The sequence below is a fragment of the Actinoallomurus rhizosphaericola genome (genome assembly GCF_024055675.1).
Classification (GTDB): Bacteria; Actinomycetota; Actinomycetes; order Streptosporangiales; family Streptosporangiaceae; genus Actinoallomurus; species Actinoallomurus soli.
In genome coordinates this window covers 1-17,343 of record NZ_JAMXMW010000023.1, presented here as the reverse complement: position 1 = coordinate 17,343, position 17,343 = coordinate 1, and the positions used below count along the sequence as shown (strand labels likewise).

12 protein-coding genes are annotated in these 17,343 nt (G+C 70.8%); 5 read left to right on the top strand and 7 right to left on the bottom strand.

Going from position 1 to position 17,343, the window contains the following annotated elements:
- Nucleotide 1: 1 nt before the first annotated feature.
- A complete protein-coding gene (locus NE234_RS37010) occupies nt 2-1,012 on the bottom strand; it encodes a LacI family DNA-binding transcriptional regulator (RefSeq protein WP_252785619.1) in 1,011 nt (336 codons plus the stop codon).
- A gap of 341 nt (nt 1,013-1,353) precedes the next feature.
- Between NE234_RS37010 and NE234_RS37005 the strand changes: the two genes are divergently transcribed.
- Nucleotides 1,354-4,908, top strand: coding sequence for a choice-of-anchor D domain-containing protein (locus NE234_RS37005; protein WP_252785618.1), 3,555 nt, complete (start codon nt 1,354-1,356; stop codon nt 4,906-4,908).
- Between the two features lie 112 nt (nt 4,909-5,020).
- Here the strand turns inward: NE234_RS37005 and NE234_RS37000 are convergent, their stop codons facing one another.
- Complete coding sequence (locus tag NE234_RS37000; RefSeq protein ID WP_252785617.1) at nt 5,021-6,583, bottom strand: FAD-dependent oxidoreductase; 1,563 nt, start codon at nt 6,581-6,583, stop codon at nt 5,021-5,023.
- A 116-nt stretch (nt 6,584-6,699) separates the two neighbouring features.
- Entirely contained in the window at nt 6,700-7,329 is a 630-nt protein-coding gene (locus tag NE234_RS36995; RefSeq protein ID WP_252785616.1) for a TetR/AcrR family transcriptional regulator, read from the bottom strand.
- A gap of 139 nt (nt 7,330-7,468) precedes the next feature.
- Between NE234_RS36995 and NE234_RS36990 the strand changes: the two genes are divergently transcribed.
- Nucleotides 7,469-8,677: a cytochrome P450 gene (locus NE234_RS36990; RefSeq protein ID WP_252785615.1), complete on the top strand. Its 1,209-nt coding sequence runs from the start codon at nt 7,469-7,471 to the stop codon at nt 8,675-8,677.
- A gap of 38 nt (nt 8,678-8,715) precedes the next feature.
- Here the strand turns inward: NE234_RS36990 and NE234_RS36985 are convergent, their stop codons facing one another.
- Complete coding sequence (locus NE234_RS36985) at nt 8,716-9,765, bottom strand: aldo/keto reductase (protein ID WP_305886739.1); 1,050 nt, start codon at nt 9,763-9,765, stop codon at nt 8,716-8,718.
- 105 nt (nt 9,766-9,870) lie between these two features.
- Here NE234_RS36985 and NE234_RS36980 point away from each other — a divergent pair, with 105 nt between their 5' ends.
- On the top strand, nt 9,871-10,455 hold the full coding sequence (locus NE234_RS36980; protein WP_252785614.1) for a TetR/AcrR family transcriptional regulator: 585 nt from the start codon (nt 9,871-9,873) through the stop codon (nt 10,453-10,455).
- Between the two features lie 98 nt (nt 10,456-10,553).
- Here the strand turns inward: NE234_RS36980 and NE234_RS36975 are convergent, their stop codons facing one another.
- Nucleotides 10,554-11,477, bottom strand: a complete 924-nt coding sequence (locus tag NE234_RS36975; RefSeq protein ID WP_252785613.1) for a LysR family transcriptional regulator — start codon at nt 11,475-11,477, stop codon at nt 10,554-10,556.
- Between the two features lie 71 nt (nt 11,478-11,548).
- On the opposite strand from NE234_RS36975, the gene NE234_RS36970 reads away from it, so the two are divergent.
- Nucleotides 11,549-12,493 carry an SDR family NAD(P)-dependent oxidoreductase gene (locus NE234_RS36970; RefSeq protein ID WP_252785612.1) on the top strand — a complete coding sequence of 315 codons (945 nt, stop codon included), beginning with the start codon at nt 11,549-11,551 and terminating at the stop codon, nt 12,491-12,493.
- A complete protein-coding gene (locus tag NE234_RS36965; protein ID WP_252785611.1) occupies nt 12,490-13,338 on the top strand; it encodes an SDR family NAD(P)-dependent oxidoreductase in 849 nt (282 codons plus the stop codon). The genes NE234_RS36970 and NE234_RS36965 overlap by 4 nt, the downstream gene beginning before the upstream one ends.
- Nucleotides 13,339-13,454: 116 nt before the next feature.
- On the opposite strand, the gene NE234_RS36960 is transcribed toward NE234_RS36965, so the two are convergent.
- Both NE234_RS36960 and NE234_RS36955 read right to left on the bottom strand, forming a co-directional pair.
- On the bottom strand, nt 13,455-14,858 hold the full coding sequence (locus tag NE234_RS36960; protein WP_252785610.1) for a fascin domain-containing protein: 1,404 nt from the start codon (nt 14,856-14,858) through the stop codon (nt 13,455-13,457).
- A gap of 35 nt (nt 14,859-14,893) precedes the next feature.
- The coding region (locus NE234_RS36955) for a glycoside hydrolase family 3 C-terminal domain-containing protein (RefSeq protein WP_252785609.1) at nt 14,894-17,343 on the bottom strand (2,450 nt) is incomplete at its 5' end.

The following is a 17,343-nucleotide window of genomic DNA, read 5'->3' as shown; positions in this document are numbered from 1 at the left end:
GCTAAGCAGACTCGCGGACGACCAGCTCGGTGGGCAGGGTGACGACCGGATCGATCTCCGCTCCGTCCACCAGGCTGAGCAGCTGGCGCGCCATCCGGCGGCCGATCTCGGTGATCGGCTGCCGGATGGTCGTCAACGGCGGGTCGGTGTCCCGCGCGAGGTCGACGTCGTCGAATCCGATGACCGCGACGTCGTCCGGCACCCGCCGGCCCGCCCGGCGCAGGGTCTCGAGCGCGCCGCCGGCCATCAGGTCCGACGCGGCGAAGACCGCGTCGAGCTCCGGTTCGGCGGCCAGGAGCCGCCGCATCGCCTCCGCGCCGGAGCCGGGCGTGAAGTCGCCGACCTCGACGACGGGCCGCAGCCCCTCCGCGCGCAGGGCCTCCCGGTAACCGGCCAGCCGGTCGATCCCCGCGACCATGTCCGGCGGACCGGCGATCGTGCCGATCCGGCGCCGCCCCGTACCGAGCAGGTGACGCACCGCGGCGGCCGCGCCACCGAGGTTGTCGACACCGACGTACGGCACGGAGACCGAGCCGAGAGGGCGTTCGTTGCACACGACGGGGATCCCGATCCGGGCCAGGACCGCCGGAAGCGGGTCGGCGCCGTGCAGGGACGCGAGCATCACGCCGTCGACGTGGCGGGCGGCCACCGAGCGTTCGATCCGGTCGTGGCTCGCCGCCGATCCGGCCAGCATCAGCACCAGTTGCTTGTCGGCGGCCTCCAGCTCCTGGCTGATGCCCTGGACGACACCGGCGAAGAACCGGTCGGCGGAGAACACACGGGTCGTCGGCTCGGGCACCACGAGCGCGAACAGATCCGTGCGCCGGGTCACGAGGGTTCGCGCGGCGTGGTTGGGAACGTAGCCCAGTTCCTCGATGGCCCGCCGCACCGACTCCTCGCTCGCCCGTGTCACGGACAGGCCGTTCACCACGCGGGACACCGTCGCCCGCGACACGCCCGCCCGGGCCGCGACGCTCTCCAGCGTCGGCCGCTCGCCCCCTGGCCGCCCCATACGGAAGTCCCCTCTCTGCGGAGGCCGCGCGATGCCGCCCGCCGGTGCCGGCGCACGCGACGTGGTCATCGTCGTGACCACCGGTGACGGCCGTCAACCCACGGTCTTTCAGTGCTGGCGTCGCGAGATTTTGCAGAAGTTCGGATACGAAGTTGCATCGATTTGTTCGGATATTGCGCTGAGGTGTCGGGGGAGTTACCTTCCCTGTAACACGCTCCACCCCCCGCCAGCCCCGCCCGTCTCGGCCCTCGATCCGGTTCCTCCCGCTCGCCGGCGTGCGTGCGAGCGGGTCTTCCGGGAAGTCCGTGACCACACGGGGCCTCACCGAGAGTGAGCAGTACATGACCGATCAGTACGCGAGACGCAGAACCCGTCTCGGCGCTCTCCTCAGCGGCCTGCTCGTCGCCGTCGGCCTCGTCCTGCTGTCGGCCGGGCCCGCCGACGCGGCGGCGAGCGGCGGTGTCGGCGCGACACTGCCGTACGTCGAGGTCCAGGCGGAGAACGCCACGACGAACGGCACGGTCATCGGCCCCAGTTCCGCCTACAACACGCTGCCCGCCGAGGCCTCCTACCGCAAGGCCGTGACCCTGCAGGGCAGCGGCAAGTACGTCGAGTTCACCACCCCGGTCGCCACGAACTCGATCGTCTTCCGCTACAGCATCCCGGACAGCTCGAACGGCTCGGTCTACACGGCCCCGCTGTCCTTCTACGTCAACGGCACGAAGCAGAGCGACTTCACGCTGACCAACGCCTACAGCTGGTACTACGGCGAGTACCCGTTCACGAACACGCCCGGAAGCAACCCGCACCACTTTTACGACGAGACCCACCGTCTCTTCTCGACCACCTACCCGGCGGGCACGAAGTTCCGGCTGCAGGTCGACGCGGGTGACAACGCCTCCTCCTACACGATCGACTTCGCTGACTTCGAGAACGTCTCGGGCGCCCTGTCGCAGCCGTCCGGGTCGGTCTCGGTGACCAGCAAGGGCGCCGACCCGACCGGCGGCGCCGACTCGACCGCGGCGTTCAACGCGGCGATCTCCGCAGCCGGTGCCGGTGGCACCGTCTGGATCCCGGAGGGGACCTTCAAGATCCCGGGGCACCTGGTCCTGGACAACGTCACGATCAAGGGCGCCGGCATGTGGCGCTCGACGATCGTCGGCGCGGCTCCCGGCTTCTACGGCGGCTGGGCGCCGAACGGCACCGCCAATGTCCACCTCGCCGACTTCGCCATCTTCGGCGACGTCCAGGAGCGCAACGACGGCGCGCAGGTCAACGGCATCGGCGGCGCGCTCAGCAACTCGACGGTCGACCGGATCTGGATCGAGCACGAGAAGGTCGGCGCCTGGATGGACGGGCCCATGACGGGCCTGGTCTTCAGCGGCATGCGGATCCGCGACACGACGGCGGACGGCGTCAACTTCCACGACGGCGTCACCGCCTCGAAGGTCACGAACAGCGACGTGCGCAACACCGGTGACGACGGCCTGGCGACCTGGTCCGACACCAACGCCGACGCGAACGACTCGTTCGACCACGACACCGTCCAGTATCCGATTCTCGCCAACGGCATCGCCATCTACGGCGGCCACGACAACACCGTCGCCGACAACCGGGTCATCGACGCCGGCCTCACCCAGGGCGGCGGCATCCACGTCGCGCAGCGCTTCACCTCCACGCCGCTGGGCCGTACCGACGTGCTGCGCAACACGATCATCCGCTCGGGCAGCCTCGACCCGCACTGGAACTTCGGCGTCGGGGCGCTGTGGTTCGACGCGCGCGACGCGAACATGACCGGGCAGGTCAACGTCGACAACGTGCTCATCCAGCAGAGCCCGTTCGAGGCGATCCAGTTCGTCTCGGGCTCCAGCATCACCAACGTCTCCATCAACAACGCGACGATCCAGAACACCGGCACCTGGGTCGTGCAGGAGCAGGTCGGCGGGTCGGCCAAGATCACCAACAGCACCGCCACCGGGACGCAGGCGCCCGCGCCGATCTACAACTGCGGCGTCGGGTTCACGCTGACCGACGGCGGCGGCAACTCCGGTGTCTTCGGCTCGACGGGGTGCCAGAACATCACCGATCCGACCTTCCCGCCGTACCTGCCGGACAATGGGTCACTGATCTCGATCAGCCCGACCGCGCTCGGCTTCGGCAGCGTGGCGACCGGCTCGACGAGCGCCGCGCAGAACGTCACCGTCTCCAACAGCGGCACCGCGGCGGCTCCGGTCGGCTCGATCGCCACGAGCGGCGACTTCAGCCAGACCAACACCTGCGGCAGCTCGATCGCGGCCGGCGCGTCCTGCACGGTCAGCGTGAAGTTCAGCCCGACCGCCACGGGCTCGCGCACGGGCAACCTGAGCATCTCCGCGTCAGGCATCACCAACACCGTCCCGCTGTCCGGCACGGGCGTCGCACCCGGGCCGATCCTCAGCCCGAACCCGGGGAGCCTGACCTTCCCCGGCACGCTCGTCGGCCAGTCGTCGGCGACGCAGGCCGTCACGGTCACCAACACGGGCACGACGTCGGCGACCGTGTCCGGCGTCAGCGCGAGCGGCGACTACAGCCAGACCAACACCTGCTCGACCCTGGCGGTCGGCGCGTCCTGCACCGTGACCGTGAAGTTCACCCCGTCCGCGTCCGGCACCCGTACGGGCAGCGTCACCGTCACCAGTAACGCCAACAACAGCCCGACCACGATCGCCCTGACCGGCAGCGGCATCGGCGCCGACACCAACCTCGCCCGCGGTAAGACGGCCACGGCGAGCAGCGAGGTGAACGGCACGCAGACCGCCTCGACCGCGACCGACGGCGACGCGAACACCTACTGGGAGAGCGCGAACGGCTCGTGGCCGCAGTGGCTGCAGGTCGACCTCGGCGCCGTCTACAACATCGGCAAGGTGACGCTGAAGCTGCCGCCGTCCTCCGCCTGGGGCACCCGCACGCAGACGCTGTCGGTGCAGACCAGCACGAACGGCTCCGGTTTCGGCACGGCCGTCGGCTCCGCGACGTACACCTTCACCTCGCCGACGAACGTGGTGAACATCCCGGTGCCGGCCACGGACGCCAGGTACGTACGTATCAACGTCACCGCCAACTCCGGCTGGAACGCCGCTCAGGCCTCCGAGTTCGAGGTCTATCCGAGCGGGGGCTCGTCCGGCGGCTCCGCCACGCTCAGCGCCGACCCGACGTCGCTGAGCTTCGGCAGCCAGGCGGTCGGCACGACCAGCGCGGCGAAGGCCGTGACGATCACCAACACCGGCTCGGCGGCGGCCGCGCTGTCGTCCGTCGTGGCCACCGGCGACTACTCGATGACGAACAACTGCGGCAGCTCGCTGTCGGCCGGTGCGTCCTGCACCGCCAACGTGAGCTTCCGGCCGACGGCGTCCGGCACCCGTACCGGCACGCTGACGGTCAACAGTGACGCGGCCGGCAGTCCGACGACCGTCGCACTGACCGGCACGGGCACGGGCACGACGTCCACCGACCTCGCGGCGGGCAAGCCCACCAGCGAATCCAGCCACAACGACGTCTACCCGTCGGGCAACGTCACCGACGGCGACCAGAGCACCTACTGGGAGAGCGCCAACAACGCCTTCCCGCAGTGGGTCCAGGTCGACCTCGGCTCCGCACAGACCGCGAGCCGGATCGTCCTGCAGTTGCCGGCGTCCTGGGGCGCGCGCACCGAGACGCTGTCCATCCTCGGCAGTACGAACGGGAGTGACTTCACCACCGTGAAGTCGTCCGCCGCCTACACCTTCGACCCGGCGAGCAACAACACGGTGACCATCCCGATCACCGCGACCACCCAGCGGTACTTCCGGCTGAACATCACGGCGAACACCGGCTGGCCCGCCGGCCAGATCTCCAGCCTCCAGGTCTGGAACGGCTGACCCGAGGCCGACCCGACGAGCCGGTCCATCGAGTGCCGGACCCGGTCGACGACACCTCTCTGCTCGCAGCGGCGTGGCGCAGAGAGGTGTCGTCGCCCGTACCGTCCTCCTCTCAGGGGCGGGCGGATTCGATCACACCGAACCACCGCTGCACGGCCGCCCGGAGTTCTTCCGTTTCCGTGGGATCCGGCCGGGGCGATGCGGACGCCCAGGCCACATGGCAGTCCGGTCGGAGGAGCAGGGCGGTGGGCGCTGAGTCCTGAGGGCGCGCGGTGACGATATCGACGTGGTCGTTCCACAGGGCGAGCGTCTCCGCCAGGGACGCCTCTTCGGTCAGGTCGAGCAGCAGGGGACGCGCGGATCTGGTCAGCTCGGCCAGCCGGACCGGCCCGGTCGGCGTGTGAAGCTCCAGGTCCGGGGCGAACCGGCCGGTCAGCGGGTGCGCCCCGCGTCCGCCCATGTCATAGCGGACGTCGGCGCCTGCGACGAGCTCGGCGAGGCGCTGCACGGTGCTCCGGTCGCGGAGCAGTTCGGCGAACAGCTCGCGCAGTCCGGTGACGTCGTCGCCGGGCGCTATCAGGGCCGACTGTGCCTGCGCGTTCAGAATCATGCGGTGAGCGGCCGGCCGCCGCTCCGTCTCGTAACTGTTCAGCAGCCCGGGCGGGGCGCTACCGCGGATCACGGCGGCGAGTTTCCAGCCGAGGTTGACCGCGTCCTGCAGGCCGAGGTTGAGCCCGGGCCCTCCCCCCGTGGCGGCGTACACGTGCGCGGCATCACCGATCAGGAACACCCGGCCGTCGGAGAACCGTTCGGCGACCCGGGTATTACCGCCCGTAAGCCGGCGCAGCACGTGAGGCCCTTCGCCGTCGGGCGGCCCGAGTGGCACGTCGACACCCAGCACGCGGCGGATGCTCGCCCGCAACTCGTCAAGGCTCATCGGAGCGTCGGTCCCGGGCCGGTCCCACTCCGTGGCGCTGACCAACGGCGGGTGGCCGGGCATCGGCGCGTAGGAGAACCCGCCGCGCTCGGTGCGGTGGGGCAGGAACGGCAGAACCGCGCCGTGGCCGGGCACGTTCAGCGCCCCGGTCGCGGGATCGACCCAGTCCGCCGGGACCGTCGCGTGGGCTGTGCGGACGGTCATCCGGTCATAGGTGACGCCGGGGAATCCGATGCCGGAGAGCTTCCGCGTGGTGCTGTGTGCTCCATCCGCGCCGACGAGGTACCGGGCCCGTAGCTCGTACGCCCCGCTCGGACCCGCGACGTCGATGGTGACCGCGTCGTCGTCCTGCGACAGGCCGACGACCTCGTGTCCCCGCCGGATCTCCACGCCCAGTTCGACGGCGCGCTCCTGCAGGACCTGCACGATGCGTCGCTGCGGCACCGGCAGGGCGTAGACGGGGCTGTCCTCCAGCAGGCTCAGATCCAGGCCCATCGCGCCGAACATGAAGTACGCGGAGTTCGGCTGCGGCGGTTCCGGACTGCCGCTGAGACGTTCGTACAGTCCCCGGCGGTCGAGCATTCGCACGACCTGGCCGAGCAGTCCGTTCGCCTTCGGTTCCTCGCTCGGCTCCGGCAGCCGCTCCAGCACCACCGGCCGGACCCCTGCCAGGCTCAGCTCGCAGGCCAGCATCAGCCCGTTCGGGCCACCGCCGGCGATGACGACATCTGTGATCACGTGTTCTCCTCGTTCGCCTCGTGCGAAGCTTACGGTACACGCCGTACCTTAAATTTCGCGATGCGATGCTGGAGATCGAGAGAGAAGGGTACGATCAGTACCGCTAAGTCGGGCGGTCAGCCCGCGTACCGCACCCTGTCCTCGGGGCGGGCGGCGGCGAAGGCGGGGACCAGCCAGCGGCGGAGGAAGGGTCGCGGATCGTCGGCGACGGTCCCGTGATGCTCCGGGCCCGGGATGTAGGAGTGCAGCAGGCGCAGCAGGAACTCCGCCAGGCCGCTCAGTTCCGCGTCGTCGTACCCGTGCGCCGGCCAGTCGATCGAGAGGCGTTCCAGCAGGTCGCGGGTGAGGCGGATGGCGATCGGCGACAGCATCTCGGCGCCGAAGCTGGCCGTGCGGCCGGTCGCGAGCAGCAGGCCGACATGCGGCTCGACGGGCACCCGCTCGACGGTGAACGCCAGGGCCTCGACGAGGATGTCGGCGGGCTCGCCGAGCGGCGCGACGTGCGCGAGCAGCCGGTCGGTGAACTCATCGGCGGCGGCCAGTGAGGTGGCCTTGATCAGCTCCTCGATGTTCCGGTAGTACCGGTAGATCGTCGCGCGGGTGACCCCCAGCTCCTCGGCGACGTCGGTCAGGCCGGTCTTGCGGGCGCCGTACCGGTCCACGCAGCGGGCGGTGGCATCGATGATGCGCCGGCGCGCCTCCTCATCGCTCTTCGGTGGATCGCCTCGCCACCCGTGCGTGCGCATGGCCCCATTCCACCAGACCCTCCGGAACCGCGTCGATCACGTCACCCGGGCCTTGACAGTACATGTTTTCAGAATATGTACTCTCGTATGCCGGGCAGTCCAGTACGGGAGAAGCGAGCCCTGGGAGCGGTGATCGCCCATGCCCGAACAACCGGTCAACGACGCCATCAACCTGACCAGCGGTGAGTTCTGGGGGCGCGGCCCCCACGCGGAACTGCGCTGGATGCGGGAGAACTCACCCGTCTACTGGGACCCGAACAGCCGGACGTGGGGTGTCGCGGGCTACGCCGACGTCAAGTTCGTCTCCCGCCGGCCGGACCTGTTCTGCAGCGGCCAGGGCATCCGCCCGGACAGCTCCAACCTGCCCATGATGATCGACATGGACGATCCCGAGCACAAGCTCAGGCGCAAGCTGGTGAGCGCCGGGTTCACCCCGCGGCGGGTCGCGGCCCAGCGCGACTACCTGCGGCGGATCTGCGACGAGATCATCGACTCGGTCTGCGAGCGCGGTGAGTGCGACCTCGTCCACGACATCGCCGCGCAGCTTCCGCTCATCGTCATCGGCGACGCGCTCGGTTTCCCGCCCGAGGAGCGGGAGACGCTGCTCACCTGGTCCGACGACATGCTGCGCGCTCTCACGGGCGGCGACGATCCCGGCCTGCTGGAGCACGCCACGCGGGCGTTCACGGGCTTCACCGAGTTCGCCTCGCGCACCATCGCCGACCGGCGCGCCTGCCCGCGCGACGACCTCATCAGCGCGCTGATCCACGCGACCGTGAACGGCGAGCACCTCGACCACGACTCGCTCATCCAGGAGTCCCTGCTGATCCTGATCGGCGGGGACGAGACGACCCGGCACGTCATCTCCGGCGGCGCGTGGCAGCTCTTCCTGCATCCCGATCAGCGGCGGACGCTGGTCGAGGACCCGTCGCTGATCCCGACCGCCGTCGAGGAGATGCTCCGCTGGGTCTCGCCGATCAAGAACATGGCGCGCACCGCGACGCGCGACACCGTGCTGCACGACCGGCGCATCGCCGAGGGCGACAAGCTTCTGCTGCTGTACCCGAGCGCGAACCGGGACGCGCTGGTCTTCCCCGACCCGGACGTGTTCGACGTGACGCGTACGCCGAACGAGCACCTCGCCTTCGGGAACGGCCCGCACTTCTGCCTGGGCAACAGCCTCGCGCGGCTGGAACTGACCGTCATGTTCGAGCGGCTGCTCACGCGCCTGCCCGACCTGGAGCCGGCCGGCTCGGAGGAACCCGCCCACCGGCCCGCCAACTTCGTGTCCGGGTACGAGGCGATGCCGGTGCGCTTCACCCCCGTACGCCGCTCGGCGCGACCCTGACCGCGTAGGCCGTAGCGGACGATGTGACCCCCGGCGTGCTACGTCAGGGCCATGCCGGGCACACGGGCTCGGATCGCGTCCAGTTCGGCCTCGTCGGAGATGCCCTGCCAGTCGTACCGTGGCGTGTACGGCGCCTCGAGTGCGCGCACCTCCTCGTCGGTGAGCACCACGTCCAGCGACGCCACGGCGTCGTCGATCTGCTGTGCCGTTCTCGCCCCGACCAGCGGAGCGGTCACCACGCGCCGGCGGCGCAGCCACGCTAGGGCGATCTGCGCGCGGCTCACCCCGTGCGCGTCCGCGACCTGCCCGACCGCTTCTACGATCGCGCGGTTGGACGCCTCCTCTGTGGGCGCGTACAGCTGATCGGCGTACGCGCCGTCGGTCGCGGCACGTGCGGTGGACTTCGCGTCGTCCCAGGCTCTGGCCAGGCGACCCCGGGCCAGCGGGCTCCAGACGATCGTGCCGACGCCCTCGTCCAGGCACAGCGGGATCATCTCGCGCTCTTCCTCACGGTGCAGCAGGTTGTAGTGATCCTGCATCGACACGAAGCGGGCCCAGCCGTGCTCGCGCTGCAGGTGCAGCGCCTTCGCGAACTCCCAGGCGGGCATCGAGGATGCGCCCAGGTACCGCACCTTGCCCATCTTCACAAGGTCGCTGAGCGCCTCGAGTGTCTCCTCCAGCGGCGTCGCGTGGTCGTTGCGGTGCACCTGGTAGAGGTCGATGTAGTCGGTGCCCAACCGCCGTAGAGAGTGGTCGATCTCGGTCATGATCGCCTTGCGTGACAGCCCCCTGCCGTTGGGGCCGGGGCGCATCGGGTGGCGCAGCTTGGTCGCGATCACCACGTCGTCACGGTTCGCGAAGTCCTTGAGCGCGCGTCCGAGGATCTCTTCGCTCGAGCCGTTCGAGTACATGTTCGCGGTATCGAAGAAGTTGATGCCGAGGTCGAGGGCGTGCCTGATGAGCGGGCGAGCCTGCTCCTCACCCAGGGACCAGACGGGGTGGCCGCGGCCGGGCTCGCCGTAGGTCATCGCACCGATCGCGATGGGGGAGACGTCGAGGCCGGTGGTGCCGAGTTTCACGTAGCGCATGGGAGACGCCTCCTGCTGAAGTCAAACACGCGGAGGATTCTCCGCATGTACGGGTCAAGCTAGCGGAGGATCCTCCGGGAATCAATCGGAGGGCATCATCGACACATGAACGACGAGACGCCGAGCACCTACGGCACGCAGCGCCAGGCCGCCGCGCGCAATCGGGTTGCGATCATCGAGGCCGCCCACGAGCTGTTCGCGGACAACCCGCTCGTGCCGCTGAGTGAGGTGGCCAAGCGCGCGGGCGTCGGCGCCGGCACGCTCTACCGTCATTTCCCGACCCGCGACGACCTGATCCTCGCGGCCTACCAGCACGACATCGAACGCCTGACCACCACCGCCGACGAGGTGCTGGCGCGGCAGTCGTCCGCGAAAGCCGCGTTCATCGAGTGGTTCGAGACTCTCGCCGCCTACATCCGCATCAAGCACGGCCTCGGTGACGCCTTGCACAGCGCCGCAGCCCAGGACGTGATCAGTGCCTCCTGGGCACCGACCACCGCGGCGGTGGCGAAGCTGGTCGACGCCTGCGTGGCCGAGGGCACCATCGCCCCGGGGCACGACCCGGCGGACATCATCATGCTCATGAGCTTTCTGTGGCGCGTCGCGAACAGCGACGAGGGCGCGGCCCAGGGGCGACGCCTGATCGCTGCCGTGTTCTCTGGGCTGCAGGCGCCGCCCCAGCCGATCTGAGCACTCCACGGCACGATGCCCCGGGAGATTCCGGCGCGGCACGGTTCGCGGGCTCTCCGGCCGCCGGTGAGCAACTCCCTCCGAACCGGGAGCGCTCGTCAGCGCGACGTGTCCGTCTCGATCGCGGCGGAGCGCAGCGCGTCGGCGAGGCGGGCGGCCGGTTCGGACGGTGGCTGGGGTAGTCGGGCGAGCACGATACGGCGTTGTTCGGCGGGGCCGCCGCGGACGGGCAGGATTCGCACGCCGTCGGGTGCCGCACAGGCGAGTACGGCGGGCACGGTGGTGATGCCGCAGCCGGCGGCGACCAGATGGAGCTTGGCCAGCCAGTCGCGGGCGGTGTGCGCGATCGTGGGCCGCTCGTCCAGGCCGGGCCACACCCCCATCACCCTGTCCTCGCCCGAGGCCGAGCCGGCGATCCATCGCTGACCGTGGAGATCGGCCACGTCGATGAAGTCGTTCCGGGCGAGTGGATGATCGGCGGGCAGGGCGACGCGCAGGCTGCGCTCGGTCAGCGTCTGCAGCCGCAGGGCCGGGATCTCGGTGTCGGGCGCGCGAAACGGTGGCGCCGAGGCCAGCAGTGCCAGATCGAGCGTGCCGGCGCGCAGTGCCCGGACCAGCGCGGGCGTGCTGCCTTCGCGGGTGGTCACGGTGATGGCCGGATGGGTGCGCCGCAGTTCGGCCAGCGCGCGCGGGACCAGCCAGGAACCGGCGGTGGGGAACCAGCCCAGCCGGACCGTGCCGGGCTCGTCGGGCAGCCCGGCCAGTTCACGCGCAGTGGCGTCGACCTGGTCGATCACGGTGACGGCGCGGCGTAGCACCACGCGTCCGGCCGCGGTCAGGCGGACCCCGTTGTGGCGGCGTTCCAGCAACGGCGAGCCGGCCGCGCGCTCCAGCGTGGCGATCTGCCGGGAGACCGCGGACTGGGTGTAGCCGAGCGCGGTCGCCGCGGCGGTGAGCGTGCCCCGCTCGGCCACCTCCCGGAACACCCGCAGGGCGACCAGCGACACGTCGGTGAAGGCCATGACATTTACGCATATCATGGTTGAGTTTTTCTCGCTGGTGACATATCAGCGCTCGCCGTAGCGTGGCCGGCATGAACCTGATCCGCACACCTTTCGGTTTTGCCAGCACCGCCGCCGAGGTCGCCGACGGCATCGACCTGACCGGCCGGCGGGCGGTGGTGACCGGCGCCTCATCCGGCTTGGGCGTGGAGACGGCGCGTGCCCTGGCGGGCACCGGCGCCGAAGTCACCCTGGCGGTCCGCGATGTGGAGGCGGGCGAGCGCGCCGCCAAGGACATCACCGCCGGCACCGGCAACACCGCGCTGCGCGTCGCCCGGCTGGACCTGACCGACCCGGCCTCGATCTCGGCGTTCATCCGGTCCTGGCAGGGGCCGCTGCACATCCTGGTCGCCAACGCCGGCGTGATGGCCTGCCCCGAGCAGCACACCCCGCAGGGATGGGAGTGGCAGTTCGCCACCAACCACCTCGGCCATTTCGCCCTGGCCACCGGTCTGCACGCGGCCCTGGCCGCCGATGGGGCCGCCCGCATCGTGGTGGTCAGCTCCAGCGGTCACCAGCTCTCCCCGGTGGTGTTCGACGATGTCCACTTCGCCTTCCGTCCCTACGACCCGTGGCTGGCCTACGGCCAGTCCAAGACCGCCAATGTGCTGTTCGCGGTCGAGGCGACCCGCCGCTGGGCCGGCGACGGGATCACCGCGAACGCGCTGATGCCCGGCGCGATCTACACCAACCTGCAACGCCACACCGGTGGCCGGGGCAGCGGCACGGTGCCGCCCGAGCTGATCAAGACAGCGGAGCAAGGCGCGGCGACCTCGGTTCTACTGGCCACGTCGCCCCTGCTGGAGGGGATCGGCGGCCGGTACTTCGTCGATGGCAATGAGACCGAGACCGTCGACCGGCGCGGTGCCGCGCCGCCCTTGCACGGTGTCGCCCGCTACGCCCTGGACCCGGACAACGCCCGCCGCTTGTGGACCCTCTCCGAGGACCTGCTCGCCACCGTCGAGGGGCTGTCATGACACCGAAAGTCGCGCTCGTCACCGGTGCCACCCAGGGGCTGGGCCTGGCCCTGGTCGAGGGCCTGGCCCGGCGTCTGACTCCCGAGGACACCGTCTACCTCACCGGCCGCGACCCCGGCCGGGTCTCCCAGGCCGTCGCCGCCCTGCCCGGTGGCGGCGCCCGGGTCCGCGGCGAGACGCTCGACGTGGCCGACCCCGAGGCCGCCGACCGCCTCGCCGCACGACTGCGCGAGCGGCACGGCGGCGTGGACATCGTGTTCGGCAACGCCGTCATGCGGGTCGGTCCCGACGATGACCCGCGCGCGATCGTGCACGCCTACGCGCAGGTGAACAACTTCGGTACCACCCGGGTCCTGCGGGCGTTCGCCCCGCTGCTGCGGGACAACGGCCGGTTGATCGTGGTGGCCAGTTCGCTGGGCACCCTTCATCACCTCGCACCCGTGCTGCACGACCGGTTCGCCGGGCTGTCCTCGTTGGACGAAGTGGACGAGCAGATCGCCGCGTGGCGCGACGCGGTCGCCGACGGCAGTGCCCGGGCCGGAGCCTGGCCCGGCTTCGTCAACATCCCGTCCAAGATCGGCCAGGTCGCCGCCGTGCGCGCCCTCGCGCGCCGGCGCCGCGAGCAGGACCTGGCGCGGGGCATCCTGCTGGCCGCCGTCTGCCCCGGCATGATGAACACCGCCACCTCCGCCATGTGGTGGGACGTCAGCGATGCCCCCACCCCGGCACAGGCCGCCACCGCCCTGCTGAACCTCGCGTTCGACCCGGTCGACCCCGACCACTACGGCCGGCTCGTGCGCGACGGCCGGGTTCTGCCCTGGGCACCCGAGCGGCCGGAGCGATGACCGGCCGACTCGGCCGCACCGGCAGGGCGCGAGGCTCGGCGTCCGGATCGATGCGCCGATCGCCGCGCAGGAGAAGCAGCGACCCTCCGGCTGAGATTCACGAGGAGACCTGAGGTTCACGAGGAGACGAGGTCGAACTCCTCCCAGGGGCCGATGGCCGTGCGGTTCGCGATCAGCGACGACGCGCCCGCGTTCTCGGCCGTCACGTAGTCGTTGTTCGCGTGGGCCCGCAGGCTGACGCTGCCGTCGGCGTTGTGGACCAGGTCGAACGTCTCCCACGCACCGATGGTCGTACGGTTCGCGATGAGGGGTGACGCTCCGCCGTCGTCCGCGGTGACGTACTCGCCGTTGGCGTGGGCGCGCAGGCTGACCACCTGACCCGTCGGCGGGTGCTCGGCGACGCCGAGGACGTACGTCAGCTGGGCGCTCGCGAACTCCGGCTGCAGGGTGCTGGAGGCCGCCGACTGCACCTGGAAGCGGCCCGGGGGCGAGACCGTGCCGCCGCAGCCGGCGTTCGGCGTGCCGACGTGGGTGGATGTGTCGGTGTTGCCGGTGACGGTCCAGTCGCGGACGCCGTTCACCGCGTAGCCGTAGCCCATGTGGGCGCCCTGCAGGGTGTTGCCGGTGACCGAGGCGCCGTAGTTGGTGCCGGTTCCGCAGCCCCAGACCTGCGGGCCCATGGCGATGCCCACCTTGATGAAGGCGCTCTGGGCGTTGATCGTGTTGCCGGTCACGGTGGTGCCGGTGTAGTTGCCGTTCATGGGCGCGTAGTCGACGAGGTTGATGCCGCCGAGCAGTGTGCGCGTCCTGGCGATGATCGTGTTGTTCCGCACCGACGAGCCGGGCGCGCCGAAGATGACGATGCCGCCGTCGGTGGCGTCCTGCACGGTGTTGCCCTGGACGGTGCTGGTGCCGCAGGCCAGGGAGATGCCGTCGGCCCAGGTGCCGCTCGGCGCATCGGTGCCCGCCGGGCCGATCGTGTTGTTCAGGATCTTCGCGCCCTGGCAGGCCGGGGTGCTGTTCGTGACCGCGCCCTCGATGAAGTGCAGCGTCGACCAGCTCCGGGTGTCGTGCGCGTAGACGTTCTGGACGGTCTGGCCGGTGCCCGAGGCGCCCATCTCCATCAGGGCGCCGCCGTCCAGGCGGCCGAGCGTGGGCCGCCCGCCGTCGATCTGGATGTTCTGCACCGTCACGCCGGACTGGTCGGTGCCGTTGATGGCCGTCGTGAGCGAGCCGGACAGCTTGAGAGTGGCCCGGCCGTCGTCGGTGGGCAGCCCCTGGGTCTCGATCCGCTGGTTCGGGGCGGTGAACCGGACCGGGTTGCCCAAGGTGAAGACGGCACCGGGGCACAGGACGGCGGCCGCGCCGGACCCGGTGAGGGCGGCGTTGATGGCGGCGTCGGTGCCCGACGGGATGCACGCCGCGGCGGCGCCGGCCCCGGTGGCCGTCGCCGGCACCAGCAGTGCCGCGACGGCCGCGAGCATGGACAGGAACGTGACGGATCTTCCACGAACCGGCATTGAGTCGGATCCTTACTGGCGGAGGAGGAGGGGAATCAGCGCGAAGCCCGGTGCGGGGGCCTGGTCGTCGTCCACACGAAGGTCGTGGTTCCGGAGGCGCCGGTGGAGTCGGTGGCGGTCACCGTCACCGTGCTGGTCCCGGCGTGGCGGGCCGTGCCCGTGACGACTCCGGAGCGGCTGATCGAGAGACCGGCCGGCAGGCCCGTGGCGGTGAAGGCCGGTGCGCCGGTCGCAACGGCGGTCATCCGCAGGTGGACCGCCGCGCCCACCGGGCTGCTCATGCCGCCCGGGTCGGCGACCGTGACCGCGCGCGTGCGGCTCGGTGCGCCGGACACGTCGCTCTTCAACGCGCTCGCCACGGTGATCGAGCCGGTCAGCGGCAGGTTGCGGGAGGAGTCGCCGACCAGGATCTGGTACGTGCCGGGCGTCGTCGTCCAGCCGCCGGCCGTGTCGTCCCAGTGCGCCAGGTCGTGCGCGGTCACGGTGAACCGTACGGTCTGGCTCTGGCCCGGCTGCAGCTCGACCCGCTGGAACCCCCTGAGCTGGTGCGGCGGCTCACCCGTGGCGGCCGGATCACCGACGTACAGCTGGGCGACCTCCGCCCCGGCGCGGCTCCCCGTGTTCGTCACGGTCGCCGTCACCGTCGAACCGCCGGAGCCCAGCGCGCCGACCTGGAGGTTGGAGAACGAGAACGTCGTGTACGACAGGCCGTACCCGAAGGGGAACAGCGGCGTGATGTTCTTCGCGTCGTACCAGCGGTAGCCGACGTCCAGGCCCTCGGAGTACTGCACCTGGCTGCCGTTGCCGGGCCACTGCGCGGTGGTGTGCGCGGGCACGTCGTTGAGGCTCGCCGGGAAGGTCACCGGCAGCCTGCCCGACGGGCTGACGTCGCCGAACAGGATCGCGGCCAGCGCGTTGCCGACCTCCTGCCCGGAGTACCAGCCCTCCAGCACCCCGGAGACCTGGTTCAGCCACGGCATGGTCACCGCCGAGCCGGTGTGCAGTACCACGATCGTCTTCGGGTTGGCCGCCGCCACCGAGGAGATCAGCTGGTTCTGCTGGCCGGGCAGGTCGATCGAGGTGTTGTCGGTGCCCTCGTTCTGCGGGTAGGTCGCGAACACGATCGGCACGTCCACCGACTTGGCCAGTGTGACCGCGCGGTCGATGCCGCCGGTGCCGTCGGCCGCCTCGAACTGCACCGTGGCGCCCGACCCGGCGCGGTTCTGGATGCCGGTGAGCGGCGAGACGGTGCCGGAGGAGGTGACGGTGGCGCTGCCGCCGCCGACGCTCGCCACGCCCGCGCCGCCGTCGGCGCCGATCACGGCGATCTTCTTGGTGGTGGAGGTGGACAGCGGCAGCACGCCGTTGTTCTTGAGCAGGACGGTGCCCTCCTCGGCGATCTGGCGCGCGGTGGCCTTGTGCGCGTCCGTCGTCACGACCGCGCCGGTCGAGCCGGTCTTGGTCTTGTCGAACAGGCCGAACGCGAACATCTGGGTCAGCACCCGGCTCACCATGGTGTCCAGCGTCGCCTGGCTGACCTGGCCGTTCGCGACCGCCTGCCGGAGCTGGTCACCGAAGAACGCCGAGCCCGGCATCTCCTGGGTCATGCCGGCGTTCGCCGCGGGGGCGGCCGAGTGCAGCGCGCCCCAGTCGGAGGTGACGAACCCGGTGAAGCCCGCCTGCTGGTAGAGCGCGGTGTTCAGGAGGTACGGGTTCTCACAGGCGAACTTGCCGTTGACCACGCTGTAGGCGCACATCACCGAGGCCGCCGCGCCCTGGCCGACCGCCGCCTGGAAGCCCGGCAGGTAGATCTCCTGCAGCGTGCGGGTGTCGACGATCGCGTTGTCCGACATGCCGTTGCGGTAGGTCTCCTGGTTGTAGACCGCGGCGTGCTTGGCCTGGGCCATGACGCCCTGGCTCTGCACGCCCTTGATCTGCGCGACGGCCATCTGCCCCGTGAGGTACGGGTCCTCGCTGAAGCTCTCGAACCCCCGGCCCCAGCGCGGGTCGCGGTCGATGTTCAGCGTCGGGCCGAGCGCCACGTCCGCCCCCTTGCCGGCGAACTCGCTGCCGGCCACCACGCCGTACTGCTGCTCGAGCGCGGTGTCGAACGTCGCGGCCCCGGCCACCGGCGCGGGCAGCTGGGTGACGCCCCCGAGCCCGTCACCCGGTCCGCCCGGTCCGTCCTCCAGGCCCATCGCCGGGACGCACAGCGACGGAATCGCGGCGGTGTTCCCGATGTACGGCGAGGACGCGCCGGTGCCGTGCAGCAGGGTGATCTTCTGGTCCTGGGTCATCTGCGCCATGACCTGGGCGACGCGCTGGGACACCGGCGCGGTGGACCCCACCCACGGGCAGGAGCCGTTGCCGCCGCCTCCTCCGTCACCGCCGCCGATGGTGAACACGGCGAACTCCCAGAGCGAGTAGCCGTACGCGGTCGCGCGGGCGGTGCCGTACATCCGCACGTAGCGGCCGGTCCCGGAGA